Source organism: Polynucleobacter sp. 35-46-11 (genome assembly GCF_002281105.1).
Window position 1 is genome coordinate 1 of the sequence record NZ_NCFJ01000003.1, and the last position, 17,110, is coordinate 17,110.

Genomic DNA, 17,110 nt, shown 5'->3' on the forward strand with positions numbered 1-17,110 from the left:
ATATTGTTGCAGCACAGCATACTTTAAATACGCTGATCTTTCGGAACAATATTGGATAATTGAGTGGTGAATAAAAAAGTGAGCTCCTTACCTTACTTGCTGAGGAATGTAATCAACGTTATCGGACTCTCTCTGATCGTTTTCATATCCAGCGCGCAAGCGCAACAAGCAAGTCAAACTGGTAAAGCAAGCAAAACCCCTCAGATAAAACAAAAAGTTGCCAGCACAAGTAATAAGCAGGCCGGGATTCAGCTTAAGGAAAATTCACTCAGTCGCGGCACTAAAAGCATGAGCTTAAATCCTCAGCTGTTCAAACGGATTGAGGGCGCCCCCAGCAGTCAAGGCGGTGCGAACTTAGATTATCGTGTCCAACGCGGCTGCCTACGCCGTAGCTATAACGAAGAAAATCTCCCGACCAATCTAGGTCTTGACGATGGCAACTTCAATGATTTCTTTAAATCCCAAACTAAAGGGTTTCTTGATCGGATGCGCGGCAATTGCATTCCTTATGCCTTAGCTTTGGGAAGTCGCAATCGCTTCGAATCGCTCAGCATTATGAATGGTCCCATGCAAGATGCCAAGACAGAGGTTTGGACTTTTACACCTTCTGCAGCTGGCAGCTTCTTGATCCAACAAGACTACTTAAAGGATGAGTCAAAGCGATTTACAGAAATTCAGTTAGCTCTAAGTGATGTTTTATACGACCCTAAAAAGGTGGGCGACAAATTACCAGTTGAATTAGTTTGGGAGCTGAACTCTGTCATCAAGCAAATTTATCCCGAAGAAAATAATGCACTTGAAAATACGAACAGCATTGTTCGCCTGATTGTAGACTTTGGAGATAAAGAACGTTGGGCACAAATATGGGCTGCAGAAATTATTGACCCAGCATCTGGCGAAGTATTTTCAAGTGCATTTTGGGTTGAAAGAAGCGATATTCCAGGTGGCTTTTATACCGCCGGCGGAGAATCGATCGAGCGCACCTTTTGGACCAACCCCCTGAGCTATCGACGCATCTCCCGAGGTGTTGGCAGCGTGCGCGCCTCCAGTAAGAAAGCCGCACCTTCAAAGAATGGGGCTCCCGTTGCGACACCTAAACAGAGGTATCGCACTCATATGGGGATTGATTATTCAGCCCCGACTGGGACGCCAATCTTTAGCGTAGCCACAGGCAAGATAGTGCATCTGGGCTTTAGCGGCGCGTTTGGCAATCTCATTATTCTCGAGCACCCTGGAAACTATCGCACCTACTATGCCCATTTAAGCAATTACAACGTAGAGCTAGAGGTAGGCAATGAAGTGCGGCGTGGCTTAGAAATTGGCTACGTTGGATCAACCGGACGATCTACTGGACCACACCTACATTTTGAATTAAGAAAAGATGGAGTCTATGTCGACCCTTACGCTACAAAAACTCAGCTAGATTTATGGAATATGCGCGATAGTGATAGCGGCCTGCTCACCAGAGAAATTTTGTTGCTAGGTACGCCGCTAGTGAACTAGTCATTTATTAAAATTAAAAATGCTGCGCAAATAAAAGGGGTCCATTAGGACCCCTTCATCTTTTAAGAGCTTCAATATTAACCAAGAACCAAGACTGGTAATTTGGAATGCACAATCACTTCATGCGTTTCACTGCCTAATAAAACACTCTTAATCCCAGTACGCTTGTGTGAAGCCATCATGATGACATCGGCCTTAGATTTCTTAGCCCCCTCCAAAATACCTTCAGCCAAATTGCTATTGGGCACATGGAGGGTATTAACCTTAAGACCAGCGCCTAATGCAACGGTAGCCTTTTTAAAGATGTCCTGAGCAAATGCTTCGCATACCTTTTTATGATCTTTTTGAGTAATTCCATAACCCATAGTGCTGTCGGAATACACCATCGGCGGCATTGGATCAGAAACATAGACTAACGTGACAGAAGCTTTATCTGCCTTAGCGAACTCAGCCACTTTTTTTAAGGACTTTTTACTTACATCGGATCCATCAACCGGTACTAATAGGTGCTTGAACATATTGACTCCTGTTAAATTAAACCCTGACCTCACTCATTCCATCATAATCTTTATTTAACTGTAAAAGCATAAAAAAGGAAACTGAATTGCTCAGGTACTTTGCAGTGTATTTTTCATTTCTACTTTCGCTAGTCGTCATTGATTTGATTTGGCTGCTTGGTATCGCCAAGAACCTCTATCGCGACGAAATGGGCTCACTGATGGCTAATGAGCCTAAATTGCTGGCAGGACTAGCTTTTTATCTCCTCTATGCACTGGGTGCATCAATTTTTGTCATTCTTCCAGCAATCTCCAAACAGTCCTGGATATATGCATTTCAGTATGGCGCGCTATTTGGCTTCTTTTGCTATATGACTTACGATTTAACCAACCTTGCAGTCATTCGTGATTTTCCAATGCGATTGGCATTTGTAGACATCGCTTGGGGGTCTGCTGTTACAGCCTTATCCGCAGCTATAGCCTATTGGGTTGGCAGTCGTATAGCCTGAAGATCCCCTTCCAATGAATCTATTTCATCCAAAACTACTGGACTCTTTCAAGGGCTATAACGGCGCCCTTTTTAGCAAAGATATATTGGCAGGTATTACCGTTGGAGTAGTTGCGCTCCCTTTAGCAATGGCATTTGCGATCGCCAGTGGAGTTAAACCAGAGGCAGGTATCTTTACAGCAATTATTGCCGGCGGATTAATTTCCTTATTGGGTGGAAGCCGCGTTCAAATCGGTGGTCCGGCCGGTGCTTTTATCGTGATTGTTTACGGCATTGTTGAACACTATGGTCTTGCCAATTTACTTTTAGCAACAGCCATGTCCGGGGTGTTTTTATTTCTAATGGGTCTCTTCCGGCTTGGGACCTTAATTCGATTTATTCCCGTTGCCGTCATTATTGGGTTCACCAATGGCATCGCCGTACTGATTGGCCTCTCTCAAATCAAAGAATTTTTTGGTCTACAAATTACCAAGATGCCTGCTGAATTTTTTCAAGCAGTCCAAACTTTGTATGCCGCTGCCGACACTGTTAACCCTATCGCCTTAATCTTATCGCTTGGAAGTTTGGCACTCTTAATTGCATGGCGAATCTTTCAAAAACGTCTCGGCTATCTGAGCCACATACCGGGAACCGTTATTGCGATGGCTTTAGCCACCATGGTCACTGGTCTATTAAGTCTTCCTGTAGATACGATAGGTAGTCGTTTTGGCGGTATTCCTTCGGGCCTACCCAGCTTTGAATGGATTCCAATTAGCTGGAGTACCGCGCAATTTGTCATTGCTCCTGCAATTACGCTGGCACTACTTGGTGCAATTGAATCGCTGCTCTGCGCACGAATTGCTGATGGACTCATTCATGATCGCCATGAATCAAACCAAGAGCTGATGGCCCAGGGTGTCGCCAATCTAGTGAGCCCATTCTTTGGCGGCATGCCATCTACTGGAACCATCGCAAGAACAGTCACCAATATACAGAGTGGTGCAAGCACCCCAATTGCTGGGGTCGTTCACGCGGTGACATTACTTGTCATTATCTTATTTGGGGCGCCGCTGGCAAAAAATATTCCCTTAGCCAGCTTAGCAGCCATCCTTATGTATGTTGCCTGGAATATGGGCGAGTGGAGAAAGTTTGCAGACCTCAAGCAATTTCGCCTGCCTTATCGCTTGACTATGTTGAGCGTCTTTTTTCTGACAATTGTCCTTGACCTTACTGTTGCAATACAGGTAGGCCTGCTTTTAGCATTCATTACTTTCATCTACCGCATCTCAAGTCTATCGCGCTATGAATCGGCAAGCGCCATCGACTTTCCAGAACTGCAGCAACACCAAGGTTATGTTTCCGCAATCAGAATCTATGGCGCTATCTTTTTTGGTGCAGTCAAACTGCTGGAGGGCATCGAAAAAGAGTTGCCATCAAAAGTTTTGGTGCTTGACCTCAAGAACGTGATCTATATCGATGTTTCTGGAATGGATGCCCTGCTTGAGCTTGAGGAGACTTGTCAAAATCGCGGCATCAAGCTCATGATTTGTGGGCTAGCGCATCAGCCTTACGAGATGGCTGTACGAGGAGGTCTTTTTGAGCGGCTTACTGATGACTGCGCTTACCCAGATCTAAAACATGGCATCGCTACAGCAATCACCCGCATCAACTCGCATTAACTAATACAGAAGCCGCCTTTTAATAAGGCATCTGGCAAATACCAGGCACGATAAAGACCAAAGAGTCCTGCAGATAATAAAAGGCCTGCGGCAATGTATCTCATCCAAACGTATTGACCTAACTGCGTCAGGGCGGCCGTAAATTTAGAGATTAGTAATAAATTCGGCAAGGTGCCCAAACCAAAGGCCAGCATGAGCGCTGCCCCTGTTAAGACATCACCCGACAAAAAGGCAAGCGGTAAGGCGCTATAGACCAAGCCACAAGGAACTAGCCCCCAAACCATTCCACTAAACCAGCGGGATGAGCGACCCGTAAAAGCCCCTAAATATTTGGCCCAATATGTTGCCATGCGCGCACCAAGCCACTTTCCAACAACTAAGCGGCTGCTTGAGCTCTGGCGTAAAAGACGTATCCCCATCACCAATAAAATTAATGATGTGAAAGCAAATAAAGGACGCTGAATTGGCACTATATTTTGTTGCCACAGAACAGCGCCAGCCCAAGCAGCGACAGCGCCAAGCAAAACATAGGTCGTCAAGCGCCCTAAATGCATGATTAGCTGAAGATAGAACAGCTCAGACTTGCTTTGTAATGGGGCGTAAGTCAACTCCCGATAGCTTCCCTGGCGCTCAATTGCCGCTGCAATACCGCCACACATTAAAGCGCAGTGCCACCCACTGACTAGGGCACCCAAGAAGACAGCCAACAAAAGACTAGTTGTCAGCATTTGGGATCCAGCAGCACAGAGAAATATTAAAATTGCGCATTATCCGAGTAGAATAAACTCATCTGGTAACTTGATCTAATATGAATTACACCAACTCAGATGTTCCTAGCGGTAAGTGCTCAGTCTGTGTACTGGGTCAGTTTTGCCTGCCAGTGGGGATCAGCTCAAGTGATATTGCCAAAATTGATACTCTCGTTAAAGAGCGTGTCCACCTGCAAAAAGGTGAAAGCCTCTACCGTCACGGTGACCCACTTTCTGCGGTGTACAGCGTCCGCTTTGGGACTCTGAAGACTGAATATGGCCTAGAGGATGGACGTCAACAGGTAATGGGTTTTCATCTACCTGGAGAAATTTTGGGGCTTGATGGCATTGGTGAAGGTAGCTACCAATCTGAAGCAATTGCCCTGGAAGATAGCGAAGTCTGCATTATTCGCTATGAGGCATTTGAGGATTTGGCACGCCAAATTCCAGTGCTACAAAAGCAATTCCACCGCATTTTGAGTCGCGAACTCACACAAGATCAACGTCACCTACTCTCATTGGGTAGTTTGCGTGCTGAAGAGCGTTTAGCGGCCTTCTTATTGAATCTTTCTCAACGCCTAGCTGCGCGCGGCTATCAAAATAATGAATTTGACTTGCGTATGAGTCGCGTAGAAATTGGTAGTTATTTAGGGATTCAGATTGAAACCGTTAGTCGGATGCTCTCACGTTTTGCTGAATCAGGGCTGATTCAAATTAAACAACGTCACATCAAACTAATTGATATGGATGGGCTGTATGAACTAGCTGGCGTCCCCAATCCAGAACGCACAGTCCAAATCAAGCCAATACACACTTAAATCAAACTGCGATCCTGCGCTTTACCACTATCCAAGTCGATGCCAGGCAGGATATAGGCTGTAAGAGCGCTCGAGAAAGAGCAAAAGATCCAAATAACAAAAAATCCGATGGTGTAAATACCCTCATCGGAAATATTTGGGTGGTGGCCAAAGAACAAAAGCTCAGCAGGATGCACGATGCTAAAGAGCAAACCTTCGGCCAAGATAGAGACTAAAAATGATGGCCACATGATCCAAATAAATAGACGGTACTTCATTTTTGGTCCTGCCCTACTTTAATTTGTTCAACCTTGAGTCCGCGCTTAACAACGCCATCGCGAACGGGCTTATCTACATAGAGCGTTACGGCAAGATAAATAGTAATGATGCAACCAATCGCAGCTACAGCTGGGCCGCTAATGAGTAGCCATGGCCAAAGTTGTTTGAACCAAGGTTTATTTGTTTCATGTTGTGACATATTCATCCTCTCTATCTCTTGCAATACAGCTTAGCGGGGAACAATAAAACTGGATTTTTCATCGCGGGCTCTAGTGATCAACTCACTACCAGACTTCTCGTGGCCAATCACATCAAAATGAATCGGGTAGTTACCAGGCTCATGCGCCCCAACAGTAGTGCTAACTTTAACTGGAATCAGCAAATTACTGGCAGGGCCTACTTCAACCTCAGTGACAACTTGCCCTTGAGAATTCAGTATTTTTAGGTCAGATAAACCGCTAGCCTTAAGCTGCACATTCATATTATTTTCCGAGGCGTTCATGATCTGAATGCGATAGATGTTCTCAATACGAACACCGTCTACTTCGCGAGCCAAGGCCCCGCGGTCTCGCATCACATCTACCCGCAATGGATTTCGGGTAATTAATGAAATCAAGAAAGCACTAGTAAGTACCGTAATGAAAGCGGTATAAATTAAAACGCGTGGACGCAAAATATGACGTATGGCACTCTGATTAGTTTCTTTATCGTCAATAGCTCGCTCAGTTGTGTATCGAATCAATCCCTTTGGATAATCGACTTTCTCCATGACTTGATCGCAGGCATCAATACAGGCCCCACACCCAATGCACATATACTGAAGGCCATCACGAATATCAATACCGGTTGGACAGACTTGTACGCAAATACTGCAATCAACACAATCACCTAATCCCAACGTCTCATGATCAGCTGACTTGCTACGACTACCTCGTGGTTCGCCACGAACTTTATCGTAAGTAACCAGGAACGTATCCTTATCGACCATCACGCTTTGGAAGCGTGCATATGGGCACATGTATTTACATACCTGCTCACGCATGAAACCGGCATTACCCCAAGTTGCAAAGCTATAGAAACATAACCAGAAGGTTTGCCATGGACCCAGCGATAAATGCAGAATTGCCGCAGCAAGGGTTTCAATTGGAGTGAAGTAGCCGATGAAAGTAAAGCCCGTCCAGAAAGCAATCAAGAACCACAGAAAATGCTTAGTAATTTTGAGGCGCCACTTACGCAAACCCCACGGCCACTCTTCGCCATCTAAACGAATGCGTGCAAATCGATCACCCTCGACCTTACGCTCGATCCACATAAAAATTTCGGTATAGACCGTTTGTGGACAGGCATAGCCACAAAATAGTCGGCCTGCAATTGCAGTGAACAAAAAGAGGGCTAAAGCGGAAAGAATTAACAGAAGCGTCAGATAGATCACATCCTGTGGCCACAAAACCAAGCCAAAGATATAAAACTTACGCTGAATTAAATCAAATAGAACTGCTTGACGACCGTTCCAACTGATCCATGGGAGACCGTAAAACAGTAACTGAGTAGCAATAACCAAAATAATGCGCCAGCGGGCAAATAACCCGCTAACAGATCGTGGGTAAATCTTTCGCCGGACCTCGTAAAGAGACTCCTCGATTACATCTATAGGAATAGGCTTCCCAACTGGAGAATGATCTGACACCGTCTATTTAGCCGCAGCAGTCTTATTGTTAGACAAGCCCCAGACATAAGCTGTTAAAAGATGAATCTTTTCAGGGCTCAATACTTTATCTTGAGAAGGCATCATTGCCATCCGACCCTTTGTGAGAGTCTCCACAATAGTTGCCTCTGATCCACCATATAACCAAGTCTTATCGGTCAAATTAGGCGCACCTAAGACAATATTACCCTTGCCATCAGTGCCATGACAAGCAACGCAATTGGCTTTAAATAATTCTGCGCCACGAGCGACTTTTGCATCATCAGCAGGTAGACCAGACAAACTGCGAACATAGTTGGCTAAATCTACAATCTGCGCACTCTCAAGATGTCCATACGCAGGCATCACTCCATTGCGCCCATTAATGAGGGTCGTCTTAATATTTTCAGGAGAACCGCCATAGAGCCAGTCACGATCAGTCAAATTCGGGAAACCTTTTGCACCACCTGCATCCGAACCATGGCACTGAGCACAGGAGTTCAAAAACAAACGCTGACCCATTTCACGAGCCTTAGGATCGGCGGCAACTTGCTCGATATCCATCTTTACGTACTTAGCGTAAACAGGCTTTAACTCATCATTGGCTTCTGTCATGGAACTCATCAAAGCACCGTCAGTTGAGTAACCCACTACCCCTGGATATGAACCCAAACCAGGGAACAGCACTAAGTAAATCAGTCCAAAGATGCAGGAGAGCAAGAACATCCACATCCACCAGCGAGGCAATGGGTTATTGAGCTCACGCAAATCGCCATCCCAAACATGTCCAGTATCGGCTACGGCGCCATCAGCTGTGTGGACTACCTTAGCTTTGCGCTGAGAAAACAAGAGCCAGACACACCAAACAATACCGACTAATGAAACAAGCGCGATGTAATTACTCCAACCGCTATTAAAAAAGTCACTCATGATTTGTCCTTACTAAATTCATCTGGAAGATCAAATGGCAGCTCGGCTGACTCTTCATTGGCTGACTTTCTGCTAGGCGACCAAGCCCACCAAATAATCCCAACAAAAAAGGTGAGCCCGATTACTGTTGAAAAAGCGGAGAGATAAGCTGTAATCTGTTCCATTTGATTTATATAGTTTTTAAATTAATAATCCGGGTAATTATTTCGCTACAACTTCATCAACAGCGATGTAACGACGATTGACACCCAAACCTTGAAGGTAAGCAATCAATGCATCCTCTTCAGTTTTGCCTTCCAACTCTTTGGGAGCTTCAGCAATCATTTCATCGGTGTAAGGAACGCCTAAACGACGCATTGCCACCATATGAGACTGAATTGAGGAAGCATCGGCAGCACTCTTTTGCAACCAAGGGTATCCAGGCATATTCGACTCAGGAACCACATCACGCGGATTGCGAAGGTGAATACGATGCCAATCATCAGAATAACGAGCACCAACACGAGCCAAATCAGGACCAGTACGCTTACTACCCCATAAGAACGGATGATCAAATACGGACTCACCAGCTAAGGAGTAAGGACCATAACGCTCAACTTCTGAACGCAGTGTGCGGATTTGCTGTGAATGGCATCCAACACAACCTTCGCGCTGGTATACGTCACGGCCTGCTAAGCGCAGTGCTGTATATGGCGCTACGCCAGGACTTGGTTCAGTGGTTGTATGCTGAAAGAACAGCGGAACAATTTGAACCAGGCCAGCAATTGAAACCACAATGATGGTAGCAATAATTAACCAGCCAACGTTTTTCTCAAGTGTTCCGTGGGAAAAGAATTTATTTTCATTAGACATTTTTCTTCTCCTTAGTGAGCAGTTGTGGATGTTTGTGGAATTGGGGCATTCACAAATGTTTTACCAATCACTGTCTTGTACACGTTGTATGCCATCAAGAACATGCCGCTTAAGTAGCAGAGGCCGCCCAACAAACGAATCACATAGAAGGGGAACGTTGCCTTTACAGATTCAACAAAACTATAGGTCAACGTTCCATCCGGCTCAAATGCTCTCCACATCAATCCTTGCATTACGCCAGCAATCCACATCGCAGCAATATACAGAACAACACCGATCGTAGCGATCCAGAAATGCACTTCAATTAGACGCGTGCTGTACATATCTTTTTGACCAACTAAGCGAGGGATCAGGTAGTACAAAGAGCCAATGGTAATCATGGCAACCCAACCAAGAGCGCCGGAGTGCACGTGACCAATAGTCCAGTCGGTGTAATGTGACAAGCTGTTCACCGTCTTAATAGACATCATTGAGCCTTCAAAGGTGGACATGCCGTAGAAAGACAATGCCACTACCAAGAATTTCAAGATTGGGTCGGTGCGCAATTTAAACCACGCGCCAGATAAAGTCATGATGCCGTTGATCATGCCGCCCCATGATGGAGCCAACAAAATAATCGAGAACACAGTTCCAAGCGACTGAGTCCAGTCTGGCAAGGAAGTGTGTTGTAGATGGTGAGGACCTGCCCACATATAGGTAAAGTTCAAAGCCCAAAAGTGAACGATGGACAAGCGATATGAGTAGATTGGACGCTCTGCTTGCTTAGGGATGAAGTAGTACATCATGCCTAAGAAGCTGGTAGTGAGGAAGAAGCCAACTGCATTGTGGCCATACCACCACTGCACCATCGCATCTTGCACGCCAGCATAAGCAGAATAAGATTTCCACAAGCTTGCTGGCATTTCCAAGTTATTAAAAATATGCAGAATTGCAATTGTCAGAATGTATGCACCGAAGAACCAATTGGAAACATAAATATGTTTTGTTTTTCGCTTCATGATGGTGCCGAAGAACACCACTGCGTAGGCAACCCAAACCAAGGTAATCAGGATGTCAATAGGCCACTCAAGCTCTGCATACTCTTTTGAAGTTGAAATACCTAAAGGCAATGTCACTGCTGCCAATACAATCACCAATTGCCAACCCCAAAAGGTGAAGGCCGCTAGCTTGTCACAAAAGAGTCTTGCTTGGCAGGTGCGCTGCACGATGTAATAAGACGTGGCAAATAACGCGGATCCACCGAAGGCAAAAATCACTGCATTGGTATGCAATGGACGCAAGCGACCATAGCTTAACCATGGGATATTAAAAGTGATATCAGGCCAAATGAGCTGCGCAGCGAGGATCACCCCCACGAGCATGCCCACAATTCCCCAAACCACCGTAACGATGGCAAATTGGCTGACAACCTTGTAATTGAAGGTATCTTGATTGTTCCCCACGGTAAGTCCCATGGTTTCTCCTTTTTTGTGACCAAACAGCGACATAATCCAAATAGACTGATGTCATTATCAAAGTAAGCCTTATGGGGCGTTTTGATCTATGTCAAAAAGGATGCGTGCATTTACGTACTCTCTAACTCCAATCATTTCACTATATTTCATAACTACTTAAAAAATATAGCTATTTTTTGTAGTGATCACTAACATTTTTGGGTTTCGGGGTATCGTCGTCCATCAAAATGGCCTCCCCTGGACCCTCTAAATCATCGAACTGCCCTGCTTTTACAGACCAATAGAAAATCCAGGCCAAAAGTCCAATTAAAAGCAGGGAAATAGGGATTAATAGAAAAAGGCTTTCCATCCTTCTAGTCTAGGCCTTTCTGAGCCGCCAGGCATTTAATGTGACCGCTAGGGAAGACAGGGACATACCAATACCTGCCACCCAAGGGTTGACCCAGCCCATCATGGCCGCCGGAATAGCTAATAGGTTGTACACCAAGGCCCAGATCAAATTTTCTTTAATAATCCGCTGGGTTTTATCTGCCAGCAATAAAGATTGAGCTAAGGGAACTAAGGAACTTGCCGTCAAAATCGCATCTGCGCCTGCTGTAGCGAGTGGTGCACCGGCTCCAACAGCAATGGAGACATCCGCTCTCGCTAATAAAGGCGCATCGTTAATGCCGTCACCAATTGCCCAGACAAAGTGACCTTCATTTTGCAAGCCCTCAATGTAGTGATATTTTTCTTCTGGGGAGCAAGCGCCTTTGAAGCTATCGATGCCAACTTGATGCGCCCACCACGCTACTGTCACAGGATCATCCCCTGAAACTAAATGCACAGTGATCTTACGAGATTTTGCTGCTGACAATAATTTCTCAAGACCCGCTCTTGGGGTATCCAAAAACAGAAAGCTTGCAATCAAACCTTTGTCATCTGCTAGATGCACTTGCCCATATTGCCCTTCTTGCGCAATCTGTTGGGCACCCAACCAAGCAGCGCTTCCTAATCGATATATGCCTGAGCTCAGGCCCTTACCTAATTCGTTGGTAACAGGTGTAGACAAGTTTGACAGCGAGAGATTCTCGGCCTCAGCAGCACGCATCAGGGACAGCGCGAGAGGATGCTTTTGCCCAGCCTCCATCGCTGCGGCAAGACTCAATACGTCTGCCCTAGCAAATTCTGGTCGAGCGATCCGAATTTCTGTTAACACTGGTTGACCCATGGTGAGGGTGCCAGTTTTATCGAGCACCAAATCCGTAGCCTTAACCAAACCCTCTAGCACGTGACCGCGCACAATCAGTAAACCCAGCTTAGTTACCGCGCCCTGGGCTGCGGCCATTGCTGTCGGCACAGCAAGAGATAAAGCACAAGGACAGCTGGCCACCAATACAGAAACCAACACCGTCCAAGCCCTGCTGGGGTCGACGTACCACCAAATCGCTGAAGATAAAAAAGCGGCAATCAACAGAAAGCCAACAAAATATCCAGCCCACTTTTCTGCGAGACTTACCATTAAAGGTTTAGCTTGCAAGGCCTGATCCAGCAAGGATGCGATCCCCGCAATGCGTGTAGATTGACCTACTGCATCAATTCTCATGAGCATGGGATTGAGAATATTGTGCGTACCTGCATACACTCGATCACCAATCTTTTTATCAATTGGTTTAGATTCGCCGGAGAGTAGCGACTCATCTAGCGAACTCTCGCACTCAATCAAAATACCGTCAGCCGGAACAACATCGCCCGGGGGAACGCGAAGAACTTCGCCAGGATTGCAGTTAATCACCGGCACAATTTCAACTTGCTGGGAGGCGGGATAGTTCGGCACTCTTTCACAAGTAGCCGGTAACTGTTTTGCCAAGGCCTCCGCTCCGCCCTGTGCATCTTGACGAGCCAATAGCTCCACATAGCGGGCAGCTAAAATAAAAGCGACGAACATCGTGATGGAATCAAAGTAACCCTGGCCTGAGCCAGTCGCTAGATTCACAGTACCGGCAGAGAATGCTAAGGCTAAGGCTAAAGCAATCGGCACATCCATACCCAACATATGCGTTTGGCGAAATGCGGCAACACTGCGCCATGCGGCCTGGAAGATTGGACCTGCTGAATACATCATTACGGGCACAGTAAGGGCCCAGCTAGTCCAGCCCAGCAGTAAGTCATATTCAGCCGTGATATCACTATCACCCACATAGCCTGGCCACGCATACATCATGACTTGCATCATGCCTAGTAATGCAACTCCAAGACGAGTGAGTAGTTGACGACGTTCTTTTTTGGATTTCTCAATCGAAAGTGACGGTTCAAAAGGCCAAGCTTCATAACCAATCCGCTCTACTTCAAATAGCAAACGCGCCAGACTAGTTTGGCCTGGCGAGAATTCTGCCTTCAGCTTTTGACTAACGTAATTGATCTGGACATCTTTGACACCAGGAATGCGTCGCAAGTGTTGCTCACACAACCATACGCAAGCAGCACAGCGAATCTTCTCAAGTCGCAAAGTTGTTTCTAAATTACCCTCTTCCCCACTGGGCCGGGTATATCGGCCAAGCAAAGAGGGATCGTCGTAAGGGGCAAGATTGTCGGGAATTTCATTTGAGGCAAGATAAGCTGCAGGCTTATCACTTGACTGTGCGCGACGCGCATAGAACACTTCAAGACCTTCGCCATGAATAGTTTGCGCAATTGCCATACAGCCAGCGCAACAGAATTTTCTATTGATACCAGCTAAATCAAGTTCGTAGGAGTCACCCGGAAGAATAAAACTTCCACAGTGATAGCAGCTATTACTTGGCAAGCTAGAGCTCATGAAGAATAATTAATTTCGGGCTAGAGGCTTGCTTACCCAACCATTACGACGTTCGTATAGAACAAACAATACACCCCAGATCACTACAGCGGAATAAGCCCAGACCCAAGAAATTTGCGAGGCACGCGAACCCGTTACGTCGAGTACAAACCCGAAGATGGCTGGGCCTAACAAACCACCCCCAAACCCCATTAATGAATGTAGACCCATTGCTGCACCCTTGATATTTTCTTGGGCACTAACAACTAAACCCGCAGTCAAGGTAGCAGAATCGGCCATGATGAAAATCGTATGCCCTACAGCCAACGCAATAATTAACCACCAGGATTGTCCGGTTGATAAAGAAAGCGCAACACCAAATGCCGCGCTAGATAGCATGACAAAGAAAATCCATTTTTGACGCCCAATTCTTAGGGCAATCTCGTTTCCAATAATAGATGCGGGAACGCCAAAGAAATTAATCACGCCCGCAAGGGTGGTGGCGGTTAATAGAAAAGGAGCGCCCGTCACAATTGCACAGAAGCCAAAAAAAGCGACGATCCAGCTGCGAGAAGCAAATAATTCAATCGAGTGCACGGTATAGCCAAAAATAAATCCTGAAGCTGTTTTATCTTGCAAGACTAAGCGCCACTTATCGACCGGGAAAATGTCGTGCAATCGAATCCGAATTGGGCCATGCCACTTCTCATGGATAAGCGCAGGGATAAATATGAGCACAATCAACAATGCAGTGAACGGGCCTAAGGCAATGATTCCAAAAACATAGCGCCAGCCCAAGCTATCCAAGATCCAGCCTGAGCAGAGATAAGAGAAGCCAGTGCCAATACCAAAGAAAGCGGTGTAGAAAGCAATGTGGCGACTTAATTCACCAGTCTTAATGCGATCCGAGAGAATTTTTAAGCCAGGCATATAGGTGCCGGCCAAGCCAGCCCCATTGAGTGCCATAAAGATCAATGCAGTCCAAAAGTTATAAGCTAAGAGACCCATACCTAGCAATCCACAAGTGGCCGAAAGACCGCCTATGAGATAGACCTTTTTTGCATCGACGCGATCTGTCAGAGCGGTTGCCAATGGAACCATCAGCATGTAACCAAAAAAGAAAGCGCTAGCAATTAGTCCAGACTGTAAATTGCTGAGCTGCCATTCATCCTGCAACGTGGTTAGCACTACGGCATAACAGGCGAAGCCCAGAAGCGCGCAGGTTTGCGCCATGAGCATGAAGGGGGTGTAACCGGTAGGTTTAAAACGCATTGGGCCTTACTGTTGACTGCGATCAGGTGAATCCTGGAAGCCATTCGAGCGGAAGGTAAGCACCAAGGTATCCCTATAGCCATGTGGCCCCAATGGCTGGATGGGGGTAGATTCATGAATCATGCGCTCATCATTCATGAGCAATAAAGACCATGGTTCAGTCAGCGTAAATCTCAAACCAGCGGAGCCGTGCGCATCAAAAATACGCGTCTCGCCACCTTTGATGCCAACGCGATTGAGCAAAAAGACGGCAACAAAATCTACACCGTCGCGATGCGCTCCTTCAGGAGTTGGACGCCCAATTCCATCGGTTGTATCAATTCGAAATTGGTGCGCTTCGACAAACCAGGTGCTTGCCTGCTTCACACTACTGAGAACACGAGCCAATCCCAGTAAAAGCGATTGCCAGGCAGGATTGCTGGTGAGCTGAGCCTGTGAAGGCTCGAACCAACGCTCGATACCCCCATGCAAGGCGTTGTAGTTTACCGACTGCCAATGGGCGCGATGGGGCACCATGAGTAAAGATTCACCCTTAATCTCAAAGCTGGAATGGCGGCGAAAGCGATATCGCCCACCATCTTTTAAATAGGGGTCACGCGGCAAACCCTCCCAAAACTGGGTAAGATCCAGTAGTTGACCAAGATCCACATGTGCAATTTCTGACACATCCTGCGCAGAGATCACTGCAAAACCATCATCTCGGAGAGATTGGGCTACACCCTTTACTGGGGTCAGTGGTGGCAGAAGGCTTGAAAGATTCATGGGGTTTATTTTAGGCGCTTACCAAGCATTTTAGGAATGCAAATTTAAACGACCGCGCACTTCTCCCACATGCCCTTTTAAGTCATACAACTCTTTCGCATCTAGCATAGAGACCCTGATATTGCCCACTCTTCGCTCAATATCTTCTAAGTCCTTGAAGTTCTTTTCTTTTAAGGCTGGATTGGATGCATTTTTTTCAATTATCTTGAGCTCGTCGTATACCTGAGATAACTTGAGGCGCAAGAGTAAATTCTTAGCCGCGGGGATATAGGTAAACAAGGGAATCAAAATCACAAGCAGTGGGATCACAATTTTCGCAAATCGTCCAATCCATACAGCCGTCCAAAAAGGGAGGTAACGATGCAAGAAAGAAGGGCCATCCTTTAGATAAATTTCTGCATCTACGTGCAATGGAAAATCCAGACCGGTACCCGACGGAAACTCTCCCGACTTTTGTAAATAGGAATAGGTTTTCAGAATTTCGTAAGTATCGCCAAGTAATAAGGTCACCAATGCAGGGCTAACATCCCTCTTTCCCACCAAAGTCGCTGTTGCTGCCAAGACCTGAATATCTTGCTTTGGTAAGTCGTACCCAATACTGACTACCCCACGTGGCACCGTCACCTTGGATAAGAAGGGGAATAAATGAACATAGGCTTCAGCCTGTTCAAAACTCATTAAGCGAATGCCGGGAGTTTCATAAAAACTTTTAACCAAGGGTGCCTCGGCAGCGCTCACCAAAAATACAGCGTCTAACTCTCCTTTTTTGAACTTCTCTAAGGCATCTAGTGGCTTTAGCTTTTCAGTACGAAGATCGCCCATAGTTAATCCACTTGCCTCAAGCAATTGAGAGGCTAAGGAGAGCGTGCCACTACCTTCATTACCAATAGATACCCGCTTATCTTTTAGCTGGCTCAACAAACCCAATCGCCCAGATTCATTTGGAAAGCTCGATTCTCGATACCAAACCCAGACTGGCTCATAAAAAACACCAGCAATCGAGACAAAATTGGGGTGCTTTGATAAGTCAGCTACACCACCCTGAACCATTGCAAAATCAACACCTGAATTCGGATCGCCTAATAAAGACAAGTTATCGCTTGTTCCACCAGTGGTTCGCAACTTGAGGGAAATACCCTCCTCAGCAAGTTCACTTTTGAGCTTTTCACCAAACTGCTGATACAAACCAGTAGGAAAACCAGTCGCCAATTCAATCGACCTGGGAGGGGGTGGAACTAGAACCCAGAGCGTAGCAAAAAGTATGGCAACCAGAATCAAAAAAGCGATACCAACTGCCATGGGGTTATAGATATTTTTGCGTATGAAGTCCATAAGAATACTTTTCGTTTTTGCCATTATGCCCCGAGCCTAGAGATCAAGAGCGGAATG

Annotated in this window: 18 protein-coding genes; 4 read left to right on the top strand and 14 right to left on the bottom strand. The window is 46.1% G+C overall.

Annotated features, from left to right (window positions below):
* Positions 1-66: 66 nt before the first annotated feature.
* Positions 67-1,503: a M23 family metallopeptidase gene (locus B7Y67_RS00740; protein WP_293596852.1), complete on the top strand. Its 1,437-nt coding sequence runs from the start codon at positions 67-69 to the stop codon at positions 1,501-1,503.
* 77 nt (positions 1,504-1,580) lie between these two features.
* On the opposite strand, the gene B7Y67_RS00745 is transcribed toward B7Y67_RS00740, so the two are convergent.
* Positions 1,581-2,021: a universal stress protein gene (locus B7Y67_RS00745; protein ID WP_293596853.1), complete on the bottom strand. Its 441-nt coding sequence runs from the start codon at positions 2,019-2,021 to the stop codon at positions 1,581-1,583.
* A gap of 104 nt (positions 2,022-2,125) precedes the next feature.
* On the opposite strand from B7Y67_RS00745, the gene B7Y67_RS00750 reads away from it, so the two are divergent.
* Together B7Y67_RS00750 and B7Y67_RS00755 are read left to right on the top strand one after the other, a co-directional pair.
* A complete protein-coding gene (locus tag B7Y67_RS00750; RefSeq protein ID WP_293596854.1) occupies positions 2,126-2,509 on the top strand; it encodes a DUF2177 family protein in 384 nt (127 codons plus the stop codon).
* 13 nt (positions 2,510-2,522) lie between these two features.
* Entirely contained in the window at positions 2,523-4,166 is a 1,644-nt protein-coding gene (locus tag B7Y67_RS00755) for a SulP family inorganic anion transporter (RefSeq protein ID WP_293596855.1), read from the top strand.
* On the opposite strand, the gene B7Y67_RS00760 is transcribed toward B7Y67_RS00755, so the two are convergent.
* Positions 4,163-4,894: a sulfite exporter TauE/SafE family protein gene (locus B7Y67_RS00760; RefSeq protein WP_293596856.1), complete on the bottom strand. Its 732-nt coding sequence runs from the start codon at positions 4,892-4,894 to the stop codon at positions 4,163-4,165. The two genes, B7Y67_RS00755 and B7Y67_RS00760, sit on opposite strands and share 4 nt — an antisense overlap.
* Positions 4,895-4,974: 80 nt before the next feature.
* Between B7Y67_RS00760 and B7Y67_RS00765 the strand changes: the two genes are divergently transcribed.
* Entirely contained in the window at positions 4,975-5,733 is a 759-nt protein-coding gene (locus tag B7Y67_RS00765; RefSeq protein ID WP_293596857.1) for a helix-turn-helix domain-containing protein, read from the top strand.
* On the opposite strand, the gene B7Y67_RS00770 is transcribed toward B7Y67_RS00765, so the two are convergent.
* From B7Y67_RS00770 to B7Y67_RS00825, 12 genes are all read right to left on the bottom strand, one after another.
* Entirely contained in the window at positions 5,730-5,990 is a 261-nt protein-coding gene (locus tag B7Y67_RS00770; RefSeq protein ID WP_293596858.1) for a hypothetical protein, read from the bottom strand. The genes B7Y67_RS00765 and B7Y67_RS00770 overlap by 4 nt on opposite strands.
* On the bottom strand, positions 5,987-6,190 hold the full coding sequence (locus B7Y67_RS00775; protein WP_293596859.1) for a FixH family protein: 204 nt from the start codon (positions 6,188-6,190) through the stop codon (positions 5,987-5,989). The genes B7Y67_RS00770 and B7Y67_RS00775 overlap by 4 nt, the downstream gene beginning before the upstream one ends.
* Before the next feature lie 30 nt (positions 6,191-6,220).
* Complete coding sequence (gene ccoG, locus B7Y67_RS00780; RefSeq protein WP_293596860.1) at positions 6,221-7,678, bottom strand: cytochrome c oxidase accessory protein CcoG; 1,458 nt, start codon at positions 7,676-7,678, stop codon at positions 6,221-6,223.
* A gap of 3 nt (positions 7,679-7,681) precedes the next feature.
* Positions 7,682-8,605, bottom strand: coding sequence for a cytochrome-c oxidase, cbb3-type subunit III (gene ccoP, locus B7Y67_RS00785; RefSeq protein WP_293596861.1), 924 nt, complete (start codon positions 8,603-8,605; stop codon positions 7,682-7,684).
* A complete protein-coding gene (locus tag B7Y67_RS00790; protein ID WP_293596899.1) occupies positions 8,602-8,760 on the bottom strand; it encodes a CcoQ/FixQ family Cbb3-type cytochrome c oxidase assembly chaperone in 159 nt (52 codons plus the stop codon). The genes ccoP and B7Y67_RS00790 overlap by 4 nt, the downstream gene beginning before the upstream one ends.
* A 46-nt stretch (positions 8,761-8,806) precedes the next feature.
* A complete protein-coding gene (gene ccoO / locus B7Y67_RS00795) occupies positions 8,807-9,457 on the bottom strand; it encodes a cytochrome-c oxidase, cbb3-type subunit II (protein ID WP_293596862.1) in 651 nt (216 codons plus the stop codon).
* 11 nt (positions 9,458-9,468) lie between these two features.
* Positions 9,469-10,911 carry a cytochrome-c oxidase, cbb3-type subunit I gene (gene ccoN, locus B7Y67_RS00800; RefSeq protein WP_293596863.1) on the bottom strand — a complete coding sequence of 481 codons (1,443 nt, stop codon included), beginning with the start codon at positions 10,909-10,911 and terminating at the stop codon, positions 9,469-9,471.
* A 169-nt stretch (positions 10,912-11,080) separates the two neighbouring features.
* Entirely contained in the window at positions 11,081-11,260 is a 180-nt protein-coding gene (gene ccoS / locus B7Y67_RS00805; protein ID WP_293596864.1) for a cbb3-type cytochrome oxidase assembly protein CcoS, read from the bottom strand.
* Between the two features lie 9 nt (positions 11,261-11,269).
* On the bottom strand, positions 11,270-13,708 hold the full coding sequence (locus B7Y67_RS00810; RefSeq protein ID WP_293596865.1) for a heavy metal translocating P-type ATPase: 2,439 nt from the start codon (positions 13,706-13,708) through the stop codon (positions 11,270-11,272).
* A gap of 9 nt (positions 13,709-13,717) precedes the next feature.
* Positions 13,718-14,959, bottom strand: coding sequence for an MFS transporter (locus B7Y67_RS00815; RefSeq protein WP_293596866.1), 1,242 nt, complete (start codon positions 14,957-14,959; stop codon positions 13,718-13,720).
* A 6-nt stretch (positions 14,960-14,965) separates the two neighbouring features.
* Positions 14,966-15,721 (bottom strand): 2OG-Fe dioxygenase family protein, encoded by a 756-nt coding sequence (locus B7Y67_RS00820; protein ID WP_293596867.1) that lies wholly within the window; start codon positions 15,719-15,721, stop codon positions 14,966-14,968.
* Between the two features lie 30 nt (positions 15,722-15,751).
* Complete coding sequence (locus B7Y67_RS00825) at positions 15,752-17,053, bottom strand: TAXI family TRAP transporter solute-binding subunit (protein ID WP_293596868.1); 1,302 nt, start codon at positions 17,051-17,053, stop codon at positions 15,752-15,754.
* Between the last annotated feature and the right edge of the window lie 57 nt (positions 17,054-17,110).